Genomic DNA, 20,368 nt, shown 5'->3' with positions numbered 1-20,368 from the left:
CAAATCGAGCTGCCGCCAGAACTCGACCAGGACGGCCAGGCCGCCGAAAGGCGTGACCGGCCGCGGAGTGGAACGCAAAATGGCTTTGCGCCCGTAAAACTCGTGAAATAACGATTGGCGGACAGGTTCCACGATGTGCTGCTGATCGCCGCGCAGTCATTTTTTTCAAGTTGGTTTAGGAACCGGAAAACGCGTGTCCCAAAATGCCAGCCCTTTGATATTCCTATCCTCGGCGACCAGCTATGGAGAGTCACCGATAATCAACTATAATAACAAGGTATAGTTCAATTGTGGGTTAGGGGCATACAGGTGGATAGCTTCGAAAGTCGCCCATCGGCGACTTCATGGAGTCTTACTTGCCCGCGAGCACCTCGACGGACAAAGGCAGGCTTTCGGGCATGCAGGCGAGGCGGATGCACGATTGTTTTGAAATTGGCCACCGTGAACCAAGAAAATTATTTTTTGGTAGCAATCTGCCACACCTCTTTGTAGGCGGATTCGATGCGCGCCACCTCAGTGTCAGCCAGCTCGGCAAAGTGTCCGCGCTTCCGCCTCGACAGGCACCCCGCGTTTTCACGCAAAAGCGTAAGGAGCAAATCCAGTTTCCGCGCAGGCAAATCGACGATTCCGGTAATCGCGCTTCGCATGGCGTCGTGTCTGCGCAAAAACTCCACCTCCTCCGGGATGGAGGCAATCGCGTGCTCCAACACCGCGTGCAGGTATTCGGTTTGCGCAGTGAGATCGGGATACTGCCACAGCGGCAGCAACTCATCTCCATTGCGAAGCGTGAGCGAGCGGTCGCGCTCAATCACATAATCCGCGAGGGCTATCACCGGCTTGGAGAATGTTTCCAGCGCCTTGTCGTATGCCGGTAGGTCGGCGAGAATGCTCGCGGAAAGAGGTATCAGCACCCCATCAGACAGCAGGTGTCGCCGGGCAAGCGTGTCCTGCAACAAAAATCGGTGAATGCGTCCATTGCCGTCGAGAAACGGGTGGATGAAAACAAACGAAAACGCCACCGCCGCCGCCTGCACCAACGGTGGCGCCGCCTCTAGGCGTTTCGCGCTTTCCACCACACCGCGCCAGAGCGCACTCGCGGCGTCCGGCGGCGGGCACACATAATGCACGCGCTCGCTAAAATCGTGCAGCGTCTCGCCCACGTAATTCTGCACCGTGCGAAACGCGGTCTCGCGATAACGCGGATCGACAATTTTGTTTTGCAACGCAACGAGGCGCCCAACCTCAAGCGACTCGCCCGCTGACGGCAAGTTTCCCGCCTCGCGCAGCGCTGCGATAAAACGCTCCTGCTTCCCCGCACCCGGAGCCTCCCTCTCAATGAGAAATGACGATCGCGTTTCCTTTGCATAAAAATATCCGAGCGCGCGGTCGAGCAGGGGACGCGGTGTGTTTTTCAAAACTGCCGCCGCCTTTGCGCGCCAGTCCGTCCTGAGCCCCGCACTCAATTTCTGCGTGAGCCGGATGGTCGGGCAAAAAGCGGGGGTGCCGGGCAAATTATCGCGAACACGCCAGCGCGGGACGTTGCGCGGCTCCGCCGTGACATACTCGCGCTCATCAAGCAGTGAAACGTAATTCCCCCCGATCACGGTTTTACCAAGAGACAGCGTCGTTCCCGTCAGAAACTCATAAAGGAATCCGATTTTGCGTGCATAGATTCCCGTGGATTCGTTTTGCACAAACGCACTCACCTTCCTGGCTGGCAGTCTCTCAAAAACCCCCTTCAGAAGCAGCAAGTCCACGCCCTCGTATTTCAATGAAAAAACAACATGCGCCAGCGGATCGTCAGGCACGGCATACGACGCCGGAAAAACCTGAGCCTTGCGCCCGTCGGCCTGCTCATGCTCCCGGAGGCGGCTACCGAGCGAAGATTCCACGCGCGAGGACAACGCCGGCATATCCAGCGTTGTTCGCAACCACGCCGCACCCAGCAAACCCGTTTTGCCGGCGGATACGGTGAGTGTTGTCTTTGGCACGGTTTTTTTGGATCGTTTCTTCATGCGCACACGCATGCACGAAAACATTTAATGATGCACGAAAATAATTATAAAATCAGAAATGTGTTTAATTTTAATTAAAATCAAAACAGTCAAATTTCATCAATTGCATCCATAAATCCCATGCAAGATAATTACCCATCCTCCATTGAAGCTGTCCTCAATCCGAAACGCCCGGAGGCTCACCGCCGCCGATGTTCACCTCGATCCGCTTGCGTTTGCTCACGTAGTGAGCGGAGGTGGTTTTGATGCTGCGGTGTCCCAAATGATACCGCGCCGCCTCAATCCCAAAGGCCGAGGCAATCAGCGAGCCGCTTTCCTTGCGCAATGAATGAATTGCCTTTTGCTGTGTGATTCCCTTCGTCTTCAACCAGTCGATCAGAACGCGCCAAGTGCCATCGCAACGGTAATAATCGTAAGTCGCGCCCGGCCTGGAATCACCGCCTTCCATCACAAACGGCGAATTCCCCATATAGGAGCGAAGGATATCCACGGCAGCTTGGGGAATGTCCACACTGCGCTGCGACTCCTCCGTCTTCGGCTCAAAATGCGCAGTGCGGCGAATGTGTATTTGGCCATTGACAAGATCAACCTGAGCCCAGGTGAGAGTGTCCGCCTCCTTGCGTCGCAACCCACCCCACAAACAAAGCACAAGACCGAGAAACGCTTGTGGCTGCTCCGGTTTCAATTCGCGCACCGCAGCCGTCAAAAGCCACTCCGGATTGATGTCGCTGCGATAACGCTGCGGGCCGGGATCCTTGACCTTCACTCCTGCGAACGGATTTGGAGGCATGGTCACGGAGAGCACTCGCAACACATCGGGGGCAAACAGAGCCTTGCAGCACCGCAGGTAGGAGGCCGCGGAACGTTCGGCTGATTTACGCTTCAATGGATCGGATCCGGCCTTGGCAACGTAATCGTTGCGCCATTCGCTGACCTTCTCTGGCGTCAGCACGTCGAGTGGCTGCGAGTTGATTCTTCCGAGCCATTCCACGCGGCCACCGTGGACGTAGTCGAATTTTTTAAGCTTCGCTTTTTTCTTCATCCCCTTTTCGAGCTCCGCCACGTCGGAAATAATTTTGCGAAGCTTCACGGCGTAACGACGGACGGTAATTGGCTTAATATGGCTGTGCGCCTCTACATCGGCGACAAACTCGCCGACAGTGCAGACCTTGGTTTTGGCGACAGCCTTCGGACGGTGTTTTTCAGTAGCAGCCGCCCAGCCCATCAAGACGACATCGCAATAAAACTCGGACGCACGCACCGCCGCGACCTCAGCATTACCTGATCTCGTATTGAACCATTCACGCCGTCCGGCATGTTGCACGCGGGCAGAGTAGTCCGGCGATCCGTGTTGTTTGACGAGTCGCGAACGCCAGTAGCTCGGATTTGTCTTCGAGGGATCATTCCGTGCTCTAGGTTTAATTTCGGCCACTTTTCGGCCACTTTTTCTGTCCACACGTGTCTTCATTTATCCGTAAGTGTCTTATAAGTTACAAATCATTTCCCCTCTAACATAATGACGTAAATACGGAAGTAAAGGGACAAATAAGGACAAAAATATGACGCTTTAACAAAAAACTGTTAATCACTTGGTCGCTGGTTCGACCCCAGCCCGGGCAGCCACTTTAACCTCAAAGACTCGCACAAGTTTTTGAGGTCTTTTTTTGCCCCATTAAAAAAGTGACCGCCCCCTTACGGCTCCCTCCCTTGCCCCCGCCACACATCATTTCCCGTGAGACGGTAGAGACCCGCAAAGTCGCCGCCCGAAGGGGGATTTGACCTTGGGCCTTCCTCAACGAGTTTTCTTTATTTCACCGAAGCGTGAATGAATGACTGGAGTTCGGTGCGGGTTGTCTTTCTGGCATCCGAAATCTCGGCATACCATTCATACACCGAGTTGGCCGCCCTGCCCTTCCAATTGTATTTCGCCCCGGCTCCTGATTCGGCCTTCACTGTGGCGAGTTTTTTGAAGGGTTCGATCTTGGTCCCAAAATCGTAGGCAAGCGTGTATTGCGCCGCGGGATCCGTGCGCGATTTGCCTGTGTAGGGCGAATAGGTGGCCACGCGGATTTCGTTGGTGCGCGGCGAAAAAGTAAGCACGCCGAGAAACCCCGCGCCGCCGTTTTCATCAAACTGAAAGTCCTGAACGATGGAATGCGTCACGGAGCCGTTGCAAGTGTCCGTGCGATGCCCCTCGCCCGTTGTGTGTCCGCCCACGATGAGCATGAGGTTTTTGTGCGATTTTAACGCGGCATAAACGGCCTCACCATCCTCCTGAAATTCGCCCGGGATTCCGGGGAAAAGCGTCGCGTGCGTAATCACGATTGCATGGCGATCCGCATGCTTGGCCAAAACTTCACCGGCCCACTTGAGGATTCCGGAATCCTTTCTGAGGCGACCGAATTCCAAGCTGAGCACGACAATCTTCGTTCCGCCTGATTCAAACAGCGTGTAGTGATTGTTATTATTATCGCCGTAGTTTCCGCCGTAATAACTTTTCCCCTTAAAATGATTCACGCCGAAATACTTGTTAAACAGTTTCGCCGGGCCATCCTTATTGATTTTTCCGTCGGGGCCGGGATAACGCTGATCGTGATTGCCGACGGCCAGGCAATAGGGAACACCCTCGGGCAGGCCGCTCAGTTTTGAATCCTCAAGTTTATAGAGCGCCCGGCGGGCAAGTTTCCATTGATCTTCATGAATATCCCCGTGGTCCGTGATGTCCCCGAGATGGAGCACGCCGGCTATGTTGCGCGCCCTGGCATTTCGGGCGATCCATTCCGTCTGGGCGTCAAACATTTCCGATTTCCCGCCGAGCCGCTCGTTTGTGTAATATTGCGTGTCGGGAAGGAGAATAATCTGAAAGTCATCCGCGGCGGCGGCCTGTTTGCGTCCGTAAAATGCGACACTCAGGGCGTCCTTGTTGGAGTCAGTCACACGCAGGGAAAGCGTGGCGGTGGTCGCGTTTGCATGCGTCGAGGAAAGGTTTGTCGCCTCGGGCGCGATATTGGACGGATTGGCGTCGTAGGTGACGCGGAGCAGTGGACGCAATTCCCGCCTGTCCACCCGTGACGTGATAAAGGCCGCCGGCACATGGTGCGTGCGTGTTGAATATAAAACCCAGCCGTTGTTCGGCTGCCCGCCCGCCCACGCGCGCAGCGACTCGGTGACATCAATCTCGTAGGCGGTGTTGTTGAGATTGGGGACAAAGAGCGCGTCGGGAGCGGCGACTGCCTCGCGTCCATCGTATTGGATTCCATCGTCACCCCACGCCTTGTATTTCCACGCTGCATCCTTCCCCCACGGCACGAGCATGCGGCTGAGAAATATCCGGTGATAAGTTATCGCGTCCTTTTTCGAGCCCACATTGAGGCGCAATGTCGCCTTGGAAATTTTTGCGCCGAGAGGAATTTGCGAGGCTCCCGAACCGAAAATATTATCAAAACGAACCAGCGCCTGCTTCGTCTTCAGTTGCTCGCCCTTGCTTTCATGCCGCTCGATCCAAAGGTTGTTTGCCTTGTTGCCGAGCACGCCCGGATTTCCCTGGTCGATGCCGATCTCCATCGCGCCCGAGTAGTTATCAAGGCCGTTTTGGAATGTCAGTGTTTTGTCATCCAGATTGGAGTCGGCATGAGCCGGGGAAAGCAAAAGCGCGCATGTCGCTATCGCAAAATAAACGCGAAAAAAACCGGGACGGTTATGCTGCTTCATATTTTCTAGTATATATAAATTTAAGAACACCCGCCTTGTTATTACGCGCGCAAATAGGCTCCGCTTGACTGTAATTTTTCGCGTAATTTTTTAACATCGAGCGACGCCGGCGCGATTCCCCCGGCGGCGCACATTGCGGCGGCGCGACCGGCGGCCTCGCCGACCGCCATGCAGGTGGACATCACGCGCGTGGCGGCCATGGCCTCGTGCGTCGTGCCTATGCAGCGACCCGCGATGAAGAGGTTCTCGATCTTTTGCGGCACGAGCGAGCGGTAGGGAATGTCATAACAATCGCCGCACCATTCGAGCGTGCAGTCGTTGTCGTTTGGCCGGTGAATATCAATCGGATAGCTGCCTACGGCGATCGCGTCGTCAAACTTGCCGCAGTTCAGGAGATCGTCGCGATTCAACATGTAATTGCACACCACGCGACGGGACTCGCGAATGCCGAGAAATGGCGCGGTGTTGGACAACCATGCGTTCTCAAAGCCGGGCACATAACCGGTCAGGTATTTAACGATGCCGTCGATTTGTTTGCGCGCGGTGATCTCGCCGTCGGTGAGGCTGTGCGGGTCGGAGCCGTCGATGTCCTTGACGCGCGTCATGTTGATCCACGCCTCGCCTTTCCTGATGCCGGTTATAATAATCGTGCGATCAGTCGGAATCTGCACGCCTTCAGCGCGGGCTTTTTCTATCAAGTTGCGCAAGCCGACCGTGATGAAGCGGCTGTTTTTTCCAAAATAATCCGGAGGGATGAAGTCCATCTGATACGAGCCCGGTTGCCCGGCAATGCTGTTGCGGAGCTTGTCGGTGTCCACGCTGTCGAGGCGGAACATGAGCGTCGGTGGCTGCATGCCGCCCTTGTCGTCGCCCTTCTCGCAAGGCGCGCCCGCGAGGAAAGCCACGTCGCCGTCCCCCGTGCAATCAATCACCTGTTTGGCAAGAATCGCCTCGCGACGCGCCTTGCCCTGGAAAACGCATCCCTTGATTTTGCCGTCCTCCACAATCGCATCGGCAAACATCATGTGCAGGAGAATCTCCACGCCCGCCTCGAGAAGCATGTTCATCGCCTCGGTCTTGACGGCCTCCGGGTCGATGATTGTGAGGCTGACATGCAGCGGGCAGGCTTGGTGCTCGCTGGCCGCGCCCTTCGCCTTGAGCCGCTCCATGAGTTTTTGCGGCAGGCCTTTTATAATCAACTCCTGCTTCTGGCTGAGAAACCCGAGGATGGGAAGCCCGGTGGTGAGATTGCCCCCCACATGGCTGAGCCCCTCGACAAGCGTCACGCGCTGTCCGCCCTCCGCCGCGCCCAGCGCGGCCATGATGCCGGCGGGGCCTCCGCCGACGACCAGCACGTCTGTCTCCTTGTATATTGGCGTTTCCCTTGACTGTTCGATAATCGTATTGTTTTCGGTTTTCATGATAATATTATTTTAATGAGTTATATATACAAATTATAAACTAACGCGCGGACGGCGGGTTTTCTTTTCGCGCCATTGTCCAAAGCACGGCAACGGCAACCAAGTGAAGTCCGCCCATGACGGCGAAGATGGGAACGGGGCCGACAGTATCAAGCGCGCGTCCTACGAAGAGATTGAAGATCACGGAGCCGAGGGCGCCAAAGCCTGCCGAGATGCCAAGCACTCCGCTGACGTTGCGCGTGGGAAAGGTCTCGGTCAGGATGACGGGGACGTTGAAAAGCCAGCTCAGGCAGATGGCGCACACGACGCTGAATATGGCGATGACAACAACGGGGCTGGCGATGTGCGGGGTGAACGCGAAGACCGGCATGACGATGGCCATGACGGTAAGGAGGACTTTGCGGGCGCGAAGCGGCGCCATGCCGGAGCGCACCATGAAGTCGGAGACAATGCCGCTGCCGATGCCGCCAAGCGCGGCAAAGAGAAACGGAATCCATCCGAACATGCCAACTTGCTGCTCGCTTAGGCCGGCGGACTTGAGGTAGCCGGGAAGCCAGAAAAGGCAGAAATACCAGACGGGATCGCTGATGAAGCGAATGAGAATGACGCCCCAGAGCGTGCGGGTTTTCCAGAGTTGCGGCCAGGTGAACGCGGTGCCTTTCGCGGCGGAAGCCTCGCCGGTGTTTTCGGCGAGCACATCCGCGGGCGGGTTGCGGTAAAAGGCAAACCACAGGACCGCCACGACAATACCGAGCACACCGGGAACGAGAAACGCGGCGCGCCAATCGTAGGTTTCCTTGAGGCCGACGAGGAGCGGAGCGGCGATGACCATGCCGATCGTGCCGCCGGCAACGCAAAGGCTGTTGGCCGTCGCGCGAAGTTTCTTGGGAAACCATTCCGTGACGGCGCGGAGCTGCGCGGCGTAGGCCATCGGCTCGGCGGCGCCAAGGACGGCGCGGCAGGCGCCAAACGTCCAGGCAACGCGAGTGAACACCGCCGCGATGCAGGCGGATGACCAGACCAGAATGCCGCCAAACATAAACCGCCGGACGCCGTCGCCGTGTCCGAATCGGTCAATAAGCCAGCCGGAAACGGGATACATGATGGCGTAAAAGAAAATAAACACGTTGGCGATCAGCGCGTAACCGAAATTATCGAGGCCAAACATCGTCTGGATTTCATCCTTGAGGAAGGAGATGGTCACCCGGTCGATGTAGTTGAGCACCATCGCCGCGAATATGATCGCGACAATAATCCAGCGGCGGAGCGAGGGTTTTAGAAAGGGCATAAAATTGGGCAACGATTGAGTTTTGCAGTTTATATTAAATCGGTCTCCGTTGTTTTCGGATTGCGCGCTACACGAGTTTTCATGAATGGGCTAAATGGCGTTGGGATGAGTCCGGCGGGATACTAAGCGGAGGCAGGAGAATTGGCTCCTGTCCGAGCCCAAGGCAGGGCATAATAAAAAAGCGGTCAATATTTTATCTTGAATGAATATTCACGGGGCCAACGGGCGCAGGTATGCGCCTTTTTCGAGGAGTTCCTTTTGAACTTCCGCAACATTCACGCCGGATGGTTTCATGCCCCCGCGCAAGGCGATCCTTGCCGCCCGCCCCGCCGCCTCGCCCAACGCCATGCAGGTGGACATAACGCGGGTGGACGCCATCGCCTCGTGACTCATCGAGGAGCAGCGCCCGGCGACCAGCAGGTTTTCCACAGTTGCCGGAAGCAGCGAGCGGTAGGGAATGTCGTAGCTGTCCGCGCAAAACTCCATCGTGCAATCCGCGCCCTTGGCGTGGTGGATGTCAACCGGGTAGCCCGCCACCGCAATCGCGTCGTCGAAGCGGCGGCAGTTCACGATGTCGTCGCTCGTGAGGATGTATTTTCCGACGATGACGCGGCTTTCGCGGATGCCGAGGAAGGGCGCGGTTTTCTCAGGCCGGGCGTTTTCAAAACCGGGCACGTATTTTTTCAGGTATCGGACGAGTTCCTTGTTTTGTTTGCGCGCCTCGATTTCGCCAAAGGTGCTGCTGACCGGGTCGGTGGAGTCCACGCCGCTCACGCGCGACATGTTCACCCAGATTTCGTCGTCGCCCAGGCCGGTGATCAATATGGTTCGTGCCACGGGAATTTTGAGACCGTCGGCAAGGGCCTGCTTGATTTTTCCACGCAAGCCCACGGTTATGAATTTGCCCTCCCTAAACTGCTCGGGCGGCATCACGTCCATGTCGTATTCCCCGGGATGGTTGACGATGGCGTCGCGGAGTTTTTGAGTTTCAACACCGCGCATGCAGAACATTAGCGTGGGCGGCTGCATGCCGCCGTCACTGTCCCCCTTGCGGCATTCGACACCCGCGCGGAAGGCAACATCGGCGTCACCGGTGCAGTCGATAATCACCTTTGCCATGATCGCCTCGCGGCCCGCCTTGCTCTCGATGATGACGCCTTTGATTTCGTTTCCATCCATGATCGCGTCCACACACAGGGCATACATCAGCACCTCAACGCCCGCGTCCGCCATCGTTTGAAGGGCGACGGATTTTGCCTCCTCCGAGTCGATGATCGTCAGGCTCATGTGATTTTTGCAGGGCTTGTGTTCGCTGGCCGCGCCGCGCTCGCGCAGACGGTCGATAAATTTTTGCGGCAGGCCCTTGATGACCTGCTCGCCCTTGCAATTCAAGAAGGCCAGTATGGGCAAACCGATTGTCAGGTTGCCGCCAAGGAAGCTCCGGTTTTCCAGCAGCAGCACGTGCAAGCCCTCGCCGGCGGCGGCTTGCGCCGCCATGATTCCGGCGGGGCCGCCGCCGACAACGAGGACGTCCACCGAGCGGCGCACGGGAGTTTCACGCGCGGGTTCGCGCAGGGTTTTCGCTTTGTTTTCCATAATGTTTTTCGGGAGGTTGGTTTTAGTTTTTTGCCAGGGTTCTCGTGAATGCGTCAGCCGTCTTGTATCGCTCGTAGCCGCGAAGATGGCCGCGGTGTTTGAGCATGTCCGGCCGGTAAACGGTGACGGCGGGTTTGCAGAGTATTTTTTGCGCGGCGGCCACGCTGCCATGGACGCCCGCAACGACGGACGCAAACACCGCCGCGCCCAGGGCGCAGGTGTGGGGGCAGCCTGTCACGCGGATTTCGCGCCCCAGCACATCGGAGAGCGTTTGCATGACGAAGGGGGATTTTTGCGAGATGCCGCCGGCGGCGACCAGGTGGTCGATTTCCAGGTTGTTGGCGGCGAGGTGATCGACGATGGCCCTTGTCGCAAAGGCTGTCGCCTCGACGAGCGCGCGGTAGAGTTGCGGCGCGGTCGAGGAAAGCCGCAGTCCCGTGATGCCGCCGGACAAGGCTGCGTCGGGCGCGGGGCTGCGGCGTCCGTTCAGCCAGTCGGTGGCGAAGGGCGCGTTTTCGCCGGGCGTGGTTGCGGCGGCGGCGTCCAGTTCGCGGAGAATGTTGGCGCGGATTTCGGCGATGAGTTTTTGCGCGGTGTCCGCGTCGAGCAGTTTGCTTTTGGCGAGTATTTCCGTGAGCGGATAGGCAAGCAGATCCCGGAACCATGCATAGACATCCCCGAACGCGGAGAGGCCCGTTTCGATTCCGACAAGTCCGGGAATGATGAGGCTGTGCGCCTGTCCGTGGACGCCCTCGACAAACCTGTCGCCAAGGACAGCGGGCGGCACAACCGTCATGCAGCAGGCGGAGGTTCCCAGGTTGAGAACCAGCATTTTATCGACGACGCCCGCGCCAACCGCGCCGGAGTGCGAGTCAACATTTCCGACGCCGATTTTTATGCCCTCCGGAAGCGCGAGGCGCGCGGCCCATTCGGGCGAAAGGGCGCCGGCGGCATGGTCGCAGGTGTAATTTTTTTCGCCGAGGCGGCTGACGAATTCCGGCAGGCTCGGATCGAGGCGGGCGAAGAACGCCGACGGCGGGTAGCCGTTCCATTTTTCCGACCACAGCCATTTTCCGGCCATCGTGCAGCGGCTTCTTTTCAGTTCGTTGATGTCGCTGATTCCCGCAAGGAGCGCGGGGATGAAATCGCAAAGTTCAATGGCCGAGCGCGCGTCTTTTTTGAGCGCGGGTTCCTCGCGGAAAATGTGCGTTATCTTGGACCAGAAATTTTCGGCTGAGTAGTGGCTGCCGGATTGGCGCGCGTAGTTGACCGGGCCCGCCGAGCAAAGGGCGGTGATTTCGGCGGCCTCTTTTTCCCCCGTGTGATCCTTCCACAGGACAAACATCGCGTTGGGGTTTTCGGCATACTCCGGACGCAGGGCGAGCGGACGGCACTCAGCGTCCACAAGGCAGGGGGTGCTCGCCGTGGTGTCCACGCAGATCGCCCTCACATGCCCCGCGATTTCGGGATGCCTTTTCGTGAGCGTTCCGATGACGCTTTCCACGCCCTCAATGTAATCCAGCGGATGCTGGCGAAACTGTGTTTTTTGCGCGTCGCAATACATTCCCCCTCCCCAGCGCGGGTAGTTGAAAACAGTGGAGTCAACCTCCCCGCCGGTGAGCGCGTTCACCAGCAGCGCGCGAACGGAGTCCGTTCCGAAATCCATTCCTATGACGTGGGGGTCGATCATGGTTTTTACTTTTTGGGGAAAGCGTGGGCGGGAGGTTTTGTTTATAATGTGATGGCTTTTCTAAAAAGCGGTATTGTTTCCTCCAAGCGCCGCCCCTCGCGGTAGATGCCCGCGGTGCCGCCGACAAATATATCCGCGCCCATCTCCGCCATCATTTTGGCGCGCTCGACGCTCACGCTGCCGTCCACGCTGATCATGATATTGCCACGGCCTTTCTTCGCAAAATAAGCGCGGGCCTCGACGACCTTGTCCATGATGCCCTCGATCAAGGTGCCGCGGGCGAACCCGGGGCTTACGAGCATGAGGATGACAACATCGGCGAGCGGCAGGACTCCCGCGAGCGCCCCGACCGGCGTTTCCGGATCGACGGCGATGCCGAACAAGGCGCCGGCCCGCCTCACTTTTTGGCTCATGGCGGCGATGCCTCGAATGCCGCCCTCGGTGTGGACTGAAACGATGTCGCCTTTGCGGATATCGAGCTTGGCAATGATGTCCGCCGGGTGCCGCACCATCAGGTGGATGTCCAGCGGGAGATCGGTCGCCCTGTGCATGGCGCTCACGAAATCGAGCCCGAAGGTGAGGTTGGGGACGAAATGCCCGTCCGTGATGTCAACATGCAGGTAGTCAACACCGCACGCCTCCAGCGTTTTAATCTCCCGCCCAAGGTGCAGGAGATCGCCGCACATTATGGATACGGATATTTTTTTTGCCATGGTTGTGTTTTTTGAAAATGCGCGCCGTTCTTTTCTCAGGGTTTGAACAGCACTTTGTTGCAGGCCAGTTTTTTGCCCGCGATGTCGTTGAAGATGCGCTCGCCCTCATCGAGCGACGGCGTGTGGCTTATCAAGGGGGCGACGATCAATTTTCGATCCATCATTTCAAGCACCACGGACCAATCGTCATCGGGGCGCGGGACCACCTTGCTGTTCCAGGTGCCGTATATGCGCAGCTCCTTGCGGAGAATCTGCGAGAAGTCCTTGTCCCCGACCTCAAAGGTGCCGCGGATATTGCCCATGAACACCACCTGTCCCCCGCGTCCCGCGGAGCGAAGGGCGTTGAGAAAAGTGACGGGAAGGCCGACGGCCTCCACGACGATTTTGGCGCCTTCGCCGCCGGTGATGGAGGCGATTCTTTCAACCGGATCGCATTCGGCGCTGTTGAGCGCGACGAAGCCCATGCTTTCCGCCAGGTCGAGTTTCGCGCGGTCCACATCGACCACGATCACCGGATCGCAACCGGCGATCCTGAGCCATTGGGCGGTCATGTTTCCGATGGGGCCGCAGCCGTAAACCACCGCGCTTGAGCCGACGCTTATTTCGGCGCGGCGCACGCCGTGAAGCGCGACAGCCGCCGGCTCGGTCATCGCCGCGTGCGACAAATTCACATGGTCGGGAACGCGGAACAGGTTTTCCTCGGGGATGGCGACATACTCCGCAAAACCGCCGTCGCGGCGCGAACCGTAATAATCGTAATCGGAACACTGAGCGAAATCCCCCGTCTGGCACGCGGCGCACTGCTTGCAGGGAATGAGCGGAAAACCCGCCACGGGGTCGCCCGGCTTGTATTTGCCCCCGGGAAACGATTTCTCAACCACGCCGGAAAACTCATGCCCCATGACGAGCGGATAGTGGTAGGCCTTGCCGCCGAAACCCCGGTCGATGTCCGACCCGCAAATGCCGCAGGCATGAACTTTCACGAGAACCTCGCCCTGTTTGGGCTCGGGCATGGCGACCTCCGAGTATTTGAGAACCTTGTCTTCCAGCAATACGAGCGCTTTCATTTTTTTTAGTGCGGATTGATTTGAGGTTTTGTTTGCGAAGTTCGGGGAAACATTTGGGTTTGCGGCGGAAAAGTCTCGCGAAAACGACGAATGGCTTTGCCTGCGATTAACTGTCACGGGCGCGGTCTTTTCGTCGATAACGAAGTTGCTGAATTCGTTGAGTCAACCCAGCGCCCAAGCGGCGGCAGCCACGACGGGCCGCCGCCGGCTCTTGGCGCGGCAATTCCCTCATCCCCGTCTCTTGACAATAATCCGCCCCCGGAAAAAACTCGCGCGTGTCTGGAATCATGAGGGTAACCATTGCGGATGTGGCCAAGGCCGCGGGCTTGAGCGCCAGCGGAACTTCCTACGCACTGCGCGGGCATCCGAGCATTCCGCCGGCGACAGTGGCGCGCGTCCGGCGCGTGGCTGAAAAGCTTGGTTACAAACCCGACCTGCGCATCAGCTCGCTCATGGCAAACGTCCGGCGGGGACGCGGCCTTGGAAAAGGGGAAACCATCGCGCTGGTGTGGATGAACACACCGAAAGACCTCTCGAAATTGCCCGAAAACTGGCACCAGGCGGGAAAGAATTTCCTGCTCGGCGTGACGCGAAGGGCGGAGCAAGTCGGCTGCGCGGTTGACCAATTCTGGCTCTCCGACAAGGAGGGCATGCGACCGGAACGCCTGCACCGGATACTGGTTTCGCGCGGCATCTCCGGCCTTGTGTTCGCGGCGGTAAAGGGCGGCGCGCGCGTCGCGCTGGACTGGGATTGGAGCCCCTTCGCCGCCGCGGTTATCGGCCACACGGAATTCCCCCTGCCCATGAACCGCTCGGCGCATTTTCATTACCGAAGCGTGCGGTGCCTTCTCGCGAAACTTCACGCGGAGGGCTGCCGGCACCCCGTCGTCATTCTCAATCCCGACTCGCAGGAACGCACGCACTCAATGCAACTGGCGGCGGTTCTCACAGGCCATCCCGACCGCGCAAACGCCGCGAAGCATGTCGTCTATGCGCGCCCGGACGAGCTTCCCCTCATGGGAAAATGGCAGAGGGAAAAGGCGGATTCGCTGGTGGTCGGCTGGCAACTTTCCCGCGCGGACGCGGACGCGCTGCGGGAAATGGCGCCACACGCGCGAAGAGTCGTGACACTGGAATGGCATCCGCGCGGCGTGCTCCCGGGCATCGATCCGCTCAACGAAAAAATCGCCTCCAACGCGCTCGACCTCGTGGTGACGCAACTGCAGCACAACGAACTCGGAATCACCGCCAACCCCGCAACCATGCTGCTCGAAGGCGTCTGGGTCGAGCAGCCGGACCGCGCGCGCCAAGGACGCAGGGCCTGATATTTTCCCCGGCACCAAACGGATCCAAACAGGCACACCCGCGACCGCCCGTGTGATTCGTTGACACAACCTCGCATTGGTTGCGTATTTTGTCCGAACAAACAACCACACCACACCCTTAGCACAGCATACATCAATGAGAAAAGCTCCCGCCATAACAGTAACAATCGCACTCCTTCTCGCCATCACACTCGGCGCCGCGGAGCAGCCTTTTCTCACGACAGACCCCGCGACAATCATCGCAATGGTTCCGCCGCCGCCGGCTGACGATTCCCCCGCGGGTATGGCCGACCTTGAAACCGTGCTGCAATTGCAGAAAGACCGCACCCCCGCGCAAGCCGCGCGCGCTGAACGCGTCAGCGCCCACGACAGCCTCTCAATGGGCACCCAAGTTTTCGGCCCCGCGTTTAACGAAAAAAATCTGCCACGCACCATCGCTATTTTGACAAAGGCCACCAACGAACGCCGCCCGGTTGTCCACGCCTCCAAAAGACAATGGAACCGCACCCGCCCCTATGATCGCGGGCTTGGTGTCGAGCCTTGCGTGAAAAGGCAGGACAACACCTCGTATCCCAGCGGTCACTCGGCGGCAAGCGCGCTCTGGGCGGTGCTCCTCGGCAAGGCGATGCCCGAATACGAAATCCTGTTCATGAACGACGTGCGCGAAACCATGTGGTGCCGCGTGATCGGCGGTGTGCATTATCCGTCGGACACACAGGCGGGCAAACTCATCGGAACTATTATAGCCAACGAAATGCTGCGCAACAAACAGACCCGGGACGCGATCAAGGAAATGCGCGACGAGCTGCTGGATTTTCTGAAAAAAAATCCCGACGCCAAAAAAAGAGCGCAGACACTTCTCGAAAAAACAGCATCCAAATAATGTTTTTTGGGGAAATCGGCGGTTTCGGAGGTTCGAGCGCCAGCGACAGTCTGCCAACCGCCCTACCCTTGGCTGCACAGGAGGGATTAAACTTTTTTCCGAGCGGCATGGCCGCGGATTCGCCAATCCATCGGGCGCGGGCGCGCTACAACCGCTGATCCCGCTCCTTTTCCGTCCGCAGGCGCAATTGGCCGCAGGCGGCGTCGATGTCGTGGCCTTTTTCGCGGCGCAATGTCACCGATATCCGGGCGTTGCGCAGCACGTCGGCGAAACGCTCCTGACGATTGTTGCTCGGACGTTTCCACGGCAGCCCTTCGACGGTGTTGTAGGGAATCAGGTTCACATGCGCGTGCAGGTCGAGCGCGATGTCGCGCAACTTTTCCGCCTGCTCAAACGAGTCATTCACGTCCGCGATCAGGATGAATTCCAGCGTGATCATGCGTCCGTGTTTTTCGGAAAACGCCTTCACCGCGGGCAAAAGTTTCGCGAGCGGATAGGCCTTGTTCACAGGCATGATTTTTTCGCGAACCTCGTCGGTCGCCCCGTGCAACGAAACGGCGAGGCGAAACCCGAGCGGCTCGTCGGCAAGTTTCAGGATTTTCGGAACCAGCCCGCTCGTCGAAACCGTGATGCGGCGCGCGCCGAAACCAAGCCCCCAGTCGGCGTTGACGATGGTGAGCGCGCGCATGAGCGCGTCGTAGTTGGCAAGCGGCTCGCCCATGCCCATGACGACGATGTTGTCGAACGAGGCGAGCTCCGCATGCGCGCGCGGCGTGAGCGCGTCCTCGCGATAACAAACCTGCAAAAGTTGCGCGACGATTTCGCCGGCGGTGAGATCGCGCTTGAGCCCGGCGAGCCCGCTCGCGCAAAACACACAGGCCATCGCGCAACCGACTTGGGTTGAAACGCAGATTGTTTTGCGCGAGTGATCGACGCCCACGCCATCCTGCGGCGCGCGGATGATAACGGTTTCGATGAGCGATTTGTCCCCGAGCTCGAGCAGGAGCTTGTCGGTCACGTCGGCGGACTGGCGCCCGAGCACGAGCGCGGCGGGCATGAGTTCGAACGTGTCCGCGAGCCAGGCGCGGAGCGGCTTGGAAAGGTTGGTCATCGCATCCCAGGAACGGACGCGCTTTTTATACAGCCATTCGAGGATTTGCCTGGCGCGAAACGCCGGCTCGCCGCGCTCCTTGAGGCGGTCGGAGAGCGTTTCGAGCGTTTCGCCGGTGAGCGGCGGCTTGGCGGGCGTGTGTTTCATGCGGCAAACAACTGTCTGCGCTGCACCGTCACCACTCAATCGTCACCCACGGACTTTTGGGATCGCTCAAGAGGACGTCCATGTTGGCCTTCATCAGTTCGTAGGTGTCGTCGCCAGTCCAGACATAACGGGCAAATTGGTAGGCGACCGACATTTCCTTCCACGAACCATACGCGGCGCGAATTTTTGCGGCGGCGTCCATGATCGAGGCGAGCGCCTCCTCGCGCTCCAGATAACCGGCGTCGAAACCGGCGCGCGAAATGTTTATGATGCGGGCAAAATCCCACACCATCATGTCGGGCACTTTTTTCTCGGAGCTGATCAGCCCGTCCTCGACAAACTGCTCAAGTCCGTCGCGAAGATTGCGGAGGCGTTCGACCGCAACATCCTCGTCCATCACGCCCGCGAGGTCCTCGCGGAGGTAGCGTTTCCCTTCCTTGGCGTCCAAAATCGTGTAAGCCTGCGCGATGATTTTAAACTGTCCGCGATGCCCTGTTTTTTGAAGGCGCGCGATGGTTTCGAGCATTTCCTCGCGCCCGTCGATATCCCACCACTGGGAAAGAAGCTGGCGGCAGTTTTTTTTGCCGAGGCCCGTGGGAAGGTCGTTGAGATATTGGTCGTTGAGCATGCACAGATCCGCGCCGCAAGCCACAGCGCGCTGCTCGTCCGGCGTGAGCGTGGTTTTGTCGGAAAGCGTGATTTCGGAGCCCCCGGTCTCGTCGTCGTCGCCATCGCCGTCGCCGAAAAGCTCGTTGAACTGCTGCATGTTTTGCGTGAACTGGGAGATGTTCTGGTTCCACTGCGAAGCCGCGTTCATCGAGGCCGCGAATTGCTGCTTGTAGGCCTCGATCATTTCGTCGGTAAGGCCCATGGCCTTGAGTTGCTTGAGATAGGCGTCGAGTTGCTGTTCCTGGGGAGTCATCGTTAAAGGGAGTGCTGTTTTTCTATATGATGTGAAAAAATGAGCGGCTCGCCCCCGTTATGTCAATGCACGCGCTGGTTTGCCGCCCGGCGCTCTCTTCGTGCGTTGACTTTATTTAATGTCACCCAATGAGAATCGCGCGAAGACGATGCGCCGATAGGACTGCTTGCGGGTCTTGCCGCCTGCCTCGTAGAGACAGCCGGCCTCCGTGTCCGAAAGCGAAACAAGGCACGAATACGCGGCGGACGCCCCTCGCAAGGCCAATGAACGCGGCCATGTCGCCCCGTCGTCCTCGCTCAGGCGCACCGTCATGTTTTCGCGGGCGGTTTTTGACGCGGGATTGGAGAACAGCATGACGCCGGGTTTCTTGCCTTTCGGCCAACTGTGGCGCAATACGCTCGCCTGGCAGCGCGGCTCGACAAGCGCGGGCGCGTCGACCGGCCCGGTCCATGTCACGCCGCCGTCCCTGCTGCGCGCAACCGCCCGGCAGCCGTTATCAAAATACGAGCGCATGTTCATCTCGATCGTGCCGGCGGGCGAGGCGAGCTCGACCACCTGGCACTCGTTCATCTTGGGATGAATTACGCCGCCGAGCTTCCACGTCTTTCCGTGGTCGTCGGAGTAAATGCTGTGCGAACCGTATTCATACGGGCCTCCGCGCAAATTGCCCTGCGGATCATCGTAGCTGTGCACGCAGGGAATGACGAGCCGCCCCCTGTTCGGGCCGCGCGCGATTTGGATGCCGACGCCGGGACCGGTCGCATACCAGCCCCACGACGGATTTTTGAGCGTGGACGTGAGATCCACCGGCTTCGACCACGTGCGCCCGCCGTCGCGCGAGTTCATCACCCACACCGTGCGCGTGCTCGCGGCGCGCTTGTGGATTATGTCCACCTCGCGATCAGTCCCGAGGTTGTGCGTGCCGAAAAGCCAGATGACACCCGTGTCGCCATCGACCACGGCGCAGGGATTACCGCAAGTGTTGCCGGCATCATCCCAGATCACGCTCGCGGAGCTCCATGTGCGGCCGTTGTCGCTGGACCGCTTCACCAGCAAATCGATGTCGCCGGCGTCGCCCTTGCCGCCCTTGCGCCCCTCGGCGAAAGCGAGCAAGTCACCGTCCGCAATGCGCACGATGGACGGTATTCTATACGTGTGATAACCGTCGCGGCCGGAAACAAAAACATCGGTGGTTTCAACAGCGGCATTCGCGATTCCGGATGCCATTATTACCAAGGCAAGGAGTGTGATTGTGAGGTTTCGCATGATGGTCTTTATTATTGCGCGCATTCGTGTTGCGAGCATGGCTTGCGCATCCGCCGGAAGAAAAGCCCGCCAAAGAGGTATTTTTGTCAAACCATGACTGGGTGTGCGGATAAATTTGGCAAAGGCGAATCGCATGCGCAGGCAGGAATGGCCGCGCGCCGCCTTGTCCAGTGGCTCGGCTCACGGCAGAATCAACGGTGCCCGCGGCGGCGGACGCCTCATGGCAAGATCGGTTGAGCGCAACTTGTCGATGAGGGCTGCGGGCACTTCGATCACTGTGCCGTGGCGCACCCCGGAGGGCAGCGAGATTTTGTCGGTCACATCCTCCCACGTTTTCATATCGCGCGAACGCATCGCGCCGTAGTGTTTTTCACGATACACGTCGAAATACACAAGCACCTCGCCTTCGCGCCCGACAAACGCCGCCGGCCCCTCAACCCAATCGCGAGTGAACGGGGCCGCGGGCGGCGCGACAAACGGCCCCGTGGAGTGCGCGCCGGTCGCAATGCGCAAATGCTTTTTCGGGGGCGTCACGGTTTCATCCTTCACGATGAGATGCCAGAGTCCGCCAAACTTGATGAGCGTGCCGTCAATCACACTGAAGCCCGGCTCGTAGAGCAATTGCGCGGGCGGGAAGCTTTTGAAATCGGTCGTGGTCGTGTAATAGAGACGATGGTTGTATTTGTTTTCCGATGTCCCGGCGGTTTCGGGGAAACGACCCTCGACAGTCGATGACCAATAGATGACAAACCGCCCCGCCTCGTCGTCGTAAATGATTTCGGGCGCCCAGCAGTTGCGCGTGCCGTCGATGCCCGCCATGACTGGAATCGCCTCCTGTTCCGACCATGTGAGAAAATCGCGCGTCGATGCGTGACCGATTGTCCGTCCGTCCCATGAAGTCGTCCACACCATGTGATAAACGCCGTCGGGGCCGCGCGCCACACAAGGATCGCGCATGAGCTTCGACTCGCCGACACGGGGTTTCAGGTAACTCGCGCCCGATCCGAGGGCGTTCCACTTGTAGCCGTCACCGCTCCAGGCGAGGTGCAGGCCGCTTTTGCCGTTGCCGGTAAAATAAGTGAAAAGATAGGCGGTTTGCGGCGAATCGGAATTGCGCGGCGTCGCACACGCTGCGAACCCAAACACCAGCGATGCGAACAGGAGGGTGGTTGCAATGAAACGCGTCATGATTTGGGGATTATCCGCCAACCAT

15 protein-coding genes are annotated in these 20,368 nt (G+C 58.7%); 2 read left to right on the top strand and 13 right to left on the bottom strand.

Annotation, left to right across the window (positions count from 1 at the left end; translation table 11 throughout):
- Nucleotides 1–455: 455 nt before the first annotated feature.
- The 9 genes from M2447_RS09630 to M2447_RS09590 all read right to left on the bottom strand — a co-directional run bounded on the left by M2447_RS09630 (nt 456) and on the right by M2447_RS09590 (nt 13,501).
- Nucleotides 456–1,949 (bottom strand): Fic family protein, encoded by a 1,494-nt coding sequence (locus tag M2447_RS09630; RefSeq protein ID WP_277558430.1) that lies wholly within the window; start codon nt 1,947–1,949, stop codon nt 456–458.
- 223 nt (nt 1,950–2,172) lie between these two features.
- Nucleotides 2,173–3,483 carry a tyrosine-type recombinase/integrase gene (locus M2447_RS09625; RefSeq protein WP_277558429.1) on the bottom strand — a complete coding sequence of 437 codons (1,311 nt, stop codon included), beginning with the start codon at nt 3,481–3,483 and terminating at the stop codon, nt 2,173–2,175.
- Nucleotides 3,484–3,821: 338 nt separating this feature from the next.
- Complete coding sequence (locus M2447_RS09620) at nt 3,822–5,726, bottom strand: DNRLRE domain-containing protein (RefSeq protein ID WP_277558428.1); 1,905 nt, start codon at nt 5,724–5,726, stop codon at nt 3,822–3,824.
- Between the two features lie 41 nt (nt 5,727–5,767).
- A complete protein-coding gene (locus M2447_RS09615; RefSeq protein ID WP_277558427.1) occupies nt 5,768–7,147 on the bottom strand; it encodes an FAD-dependent oxidoreductase in 1,380 nt (459 codons plus the stop codon).
- A 40-nt stretch (nt 7,148–7,187) separates the two neighbouring features.
- Complete coding sequence (locus tag M2447_RS09610) at nt 7,188–8,435, bottom strand: MFS transporter (RefSeq protein WP_277509977.1); 1,248 nt, start codon at nt 8,433–8,435, stop codon at nt 7,188–7,190.
- A 210-nt stretch (nt 8,436–8,645) separates the two neighbouring features.
- Nucleotides 8,646–10,031, bottom strand: a complete 1,386-nt coding sequence (locus M2447_RS09605; protein ID WP_277558426.1) for an FAD-dependent oxidoreductase — start codon at nt 10,029–10,031, stop codon at nt 8,646–8,648.
- A gap of 22 nt (nt 10,032–10,053) precedes the next feature.
- Nucleotides 10,054–11,721, bottom strand: coding sequence for a ribulokinase (locus tag M2447_RS09600; RefSeq protein ID WP_277509979.1), 1,668 nt, complete (start codon nt 11,719–11,721; stop codon nt 10,054–10,056).
- A 41-nt stretch (nt 11,722–11,762) separates the two neighbouring features.
- Nucleotides 11,763–12,434 (bottom strand): ribulose-phosphate 3-epimerase, encoded by a 672-nt coding sequence (locus M2447_RS09595; protein WP_277509980.1) that lies wholly within the window; start codon nt 12,432–12,434, stop codon nt 11,763–11,765.
- Nucleotides 12,435–12,469: 35 nt separating this feature from the next.
- On the bottom strand, nt 12,470–13,501 hold the full coding sequence (locus tag M2447_RS09590; RefSeq protein WP_277509981.1) for a galactitol-1-phosphate 5-dehydrogenase: 1,032 nt from the start codon (nt 13,499–13,501) through the stop codon (nt 12,470–12,472).
- Nucleotides 13,502–13,788: 287 nt separating this feature from the next.
- Here M2447_RS09590 and M2447_RS09585 point away from each other — a divergent pair, with 287 nt between their 5' ends.
- Complete coding sequence (locus tag M2447_RS09585; RefSeq protein ID WP_277509982.1) at nt 13,789–14,826, top strand: LacI family DNA-binding transcriptional regulator; 1,038 nt, start codon at nt 13,789–13,791, stop codon at nt 14,824–14,826.
- A 136-nt stretch (nt 14,827–14,962) separates the two neighbouring features.
- A complete protein-coding gene (locus tag M2447_RS09580; RefSeq protein WP_277558425.1) occupies nt 14,963–15,709 on the top strand; it encodes a phosphatase PAP2 family protein in 747 nt (248 codons plus the stop codon).
- A 145-nt stretch (nt 15,710–15,854) separates the two neighbouring features.
- Here M2447_RS09580 and rlmN read toward each other — a convergent pair whose 3' ends face one another.
- From rlmN to M2447_RS09560, 4 genes are all read right to left on the bottom strand, one after another.
- Complete coding sequence (gene rlmN / locus M2447_RS09575; RefSeq protein ID WP_277509984.1) at nt 15,855–16,967, bottom strand: 23S rRNA (adenine(2503)-C(2))-methyltransferase RlmN; 1,113 nt, start codon at nt 16,965–16,967, stop codon at nt 15,855–15,857.
- 28 nt (nt 16,968–16,995) lie between these two features.
- The gene (locus tag M2447_RS09570) at nt 16,996–17,889 is read right to left on the bottom strand and encodes a DUF1266 domain-containing protein (protein WP_277509985.1); all 894 of its coding nucleotides are present in this window, start codon (nt 17,887–17,889) and stop codon (nt 16,996–16,998) included.
- Nucleotides 17,890–18,000: 111 nt separating this feature from the next.
- On the bottom strand, nt 18,001–19,155 hold the full coding sequence (locus M2447_RS09565; RefSeq protein WP_277558424.1) for a sialidase family protein: 1,155 nt from the start codon (nt 19,153–19,155) through the stop codon (nt 18,001–18,003).
- 180 nt (nt 19,156–19,335) lie between these two features.
- The gene (locus tag M2447_RS09560) at nt 19,336–20,343 is read right to left on the bottom strand and encodes a glycoside hydrolase family 43 protein (protein ID WP_277509987.1); all 1,008 of its coding nucleotides are present in this window, start codon (nt 20,341–20,343) and stop codon (nt 19,336–19,338) included.
- Nucleotides 20,344–20,368 lie beyond the last annotated feature (25 nt).

Origin of the sequence: Ereboglobus sp. PH5-10, from assembly GCF_029504735.1 — a bacterium.
Lineage (GTDB): Bacteria > Verrucomicrobiota > Verrucomicrobiia > Opitutales > Opitutaceae > Ereboglobus.
The sequence above is the reverse complement of the archived record's forward strand: the minus strand, read 5'-3'. Positions and strand labels throughout refer to the sequence as shown.

Coding starts and splice junctions, on each gene's coding strand:
- M2447_RS09570 (WP_277509985.1), bottom strand. CDS start 17,889: ATGACTCCCCAGGAACAGCAACTCGACGCCTATCTCAAGCAACTCAAG.
- M2447_RS09595 (WP_277509980.1), bottom strand. CDS start 12,434: ATGGCAAAAAAAATATCCGTATCCATAATGTGCGGCGATCTCCTGCAC.
- M2447_RS09610 (WP_277509977.1), bottom strand. CDS start 8,435: ATGCCCTTTCTAAAACCCTCGCTCCGCCGCTGGATTATTGTCGCGATC.
- M2447_RS09600 (WP_277509979.1), bottom strand. CDS start 11,721: ATGATCGACCCCCACGTCATAGGAATGGATTTCGGAACGGACTCCGTT.
- M2447_RS09585 (WP_277509982.1), top strand. CDS start 13,789: ATGAGGGTAACCATTGCGGATGTGGCCAAGGCCGCGGGCTTGAGCGCC.
- M2447_RS09625 (WP_277558429.1), bottom strand. CDS start 3,483: ATGAAGACACGTGTGGACAGAAAAAGTGGCCGAAAAGTGGCCGAAATT.
- M2447_RS09580 (WP_277558425.1), top strand. CDS start 14,963: ATGAGAAAAGCTCCCGCCATAACAGTAACAATCGCACTCCTTCTCGCC.
- M2447_RS09620 (WP_277558428.1), bottom strand. CDS start 5,726: ATGAAGCAGCATAACCGTCCCGGTTTTTTTCGCGTTTATTTTGCGATA.
- M2447_RS09560 (WP_277509987.1), bottom strand. CDS start 20,343: ATGACGCGTTTCATTGCAACCACCCTCCTGTTCGCATCGCTGGTGTTT.
- M2447_RS09615 (WP_277558427.1), bottom strand. CDS start 7,147: ATGAAAACCGAAAACAATACGATTATCGAACAGTCAAGGGAAACGCCA.
- M2447_RS09605 (WP_277558426.1), bottom strand. CDS start 10,031: ATGGAAAACAAAGCGAAAACCCTGCGCGAACCCGCGCGTGAAACTCCC.
- M2447_RS09565 (WP_277558424.1), bottom strand. CDS start 19,155: ATGCGAAACCTCACAATCACACTCCTTGCCTTGGTAATAATGGCATCC.
- rlmN (WP_277509984.1), bottom strand. CDS start 16,967: ATGAAACACACGCCCGCCAAGCCGCCGCTCACCGGCGAAACGCTCGAA.
- M2447_RS09590 (WP_277509981.1), bottom strand. CDS start 13,501: ATGAAAGCGCTCGTATTGCTGGAAGACAAGGTTCTCAAATACTCGGAG.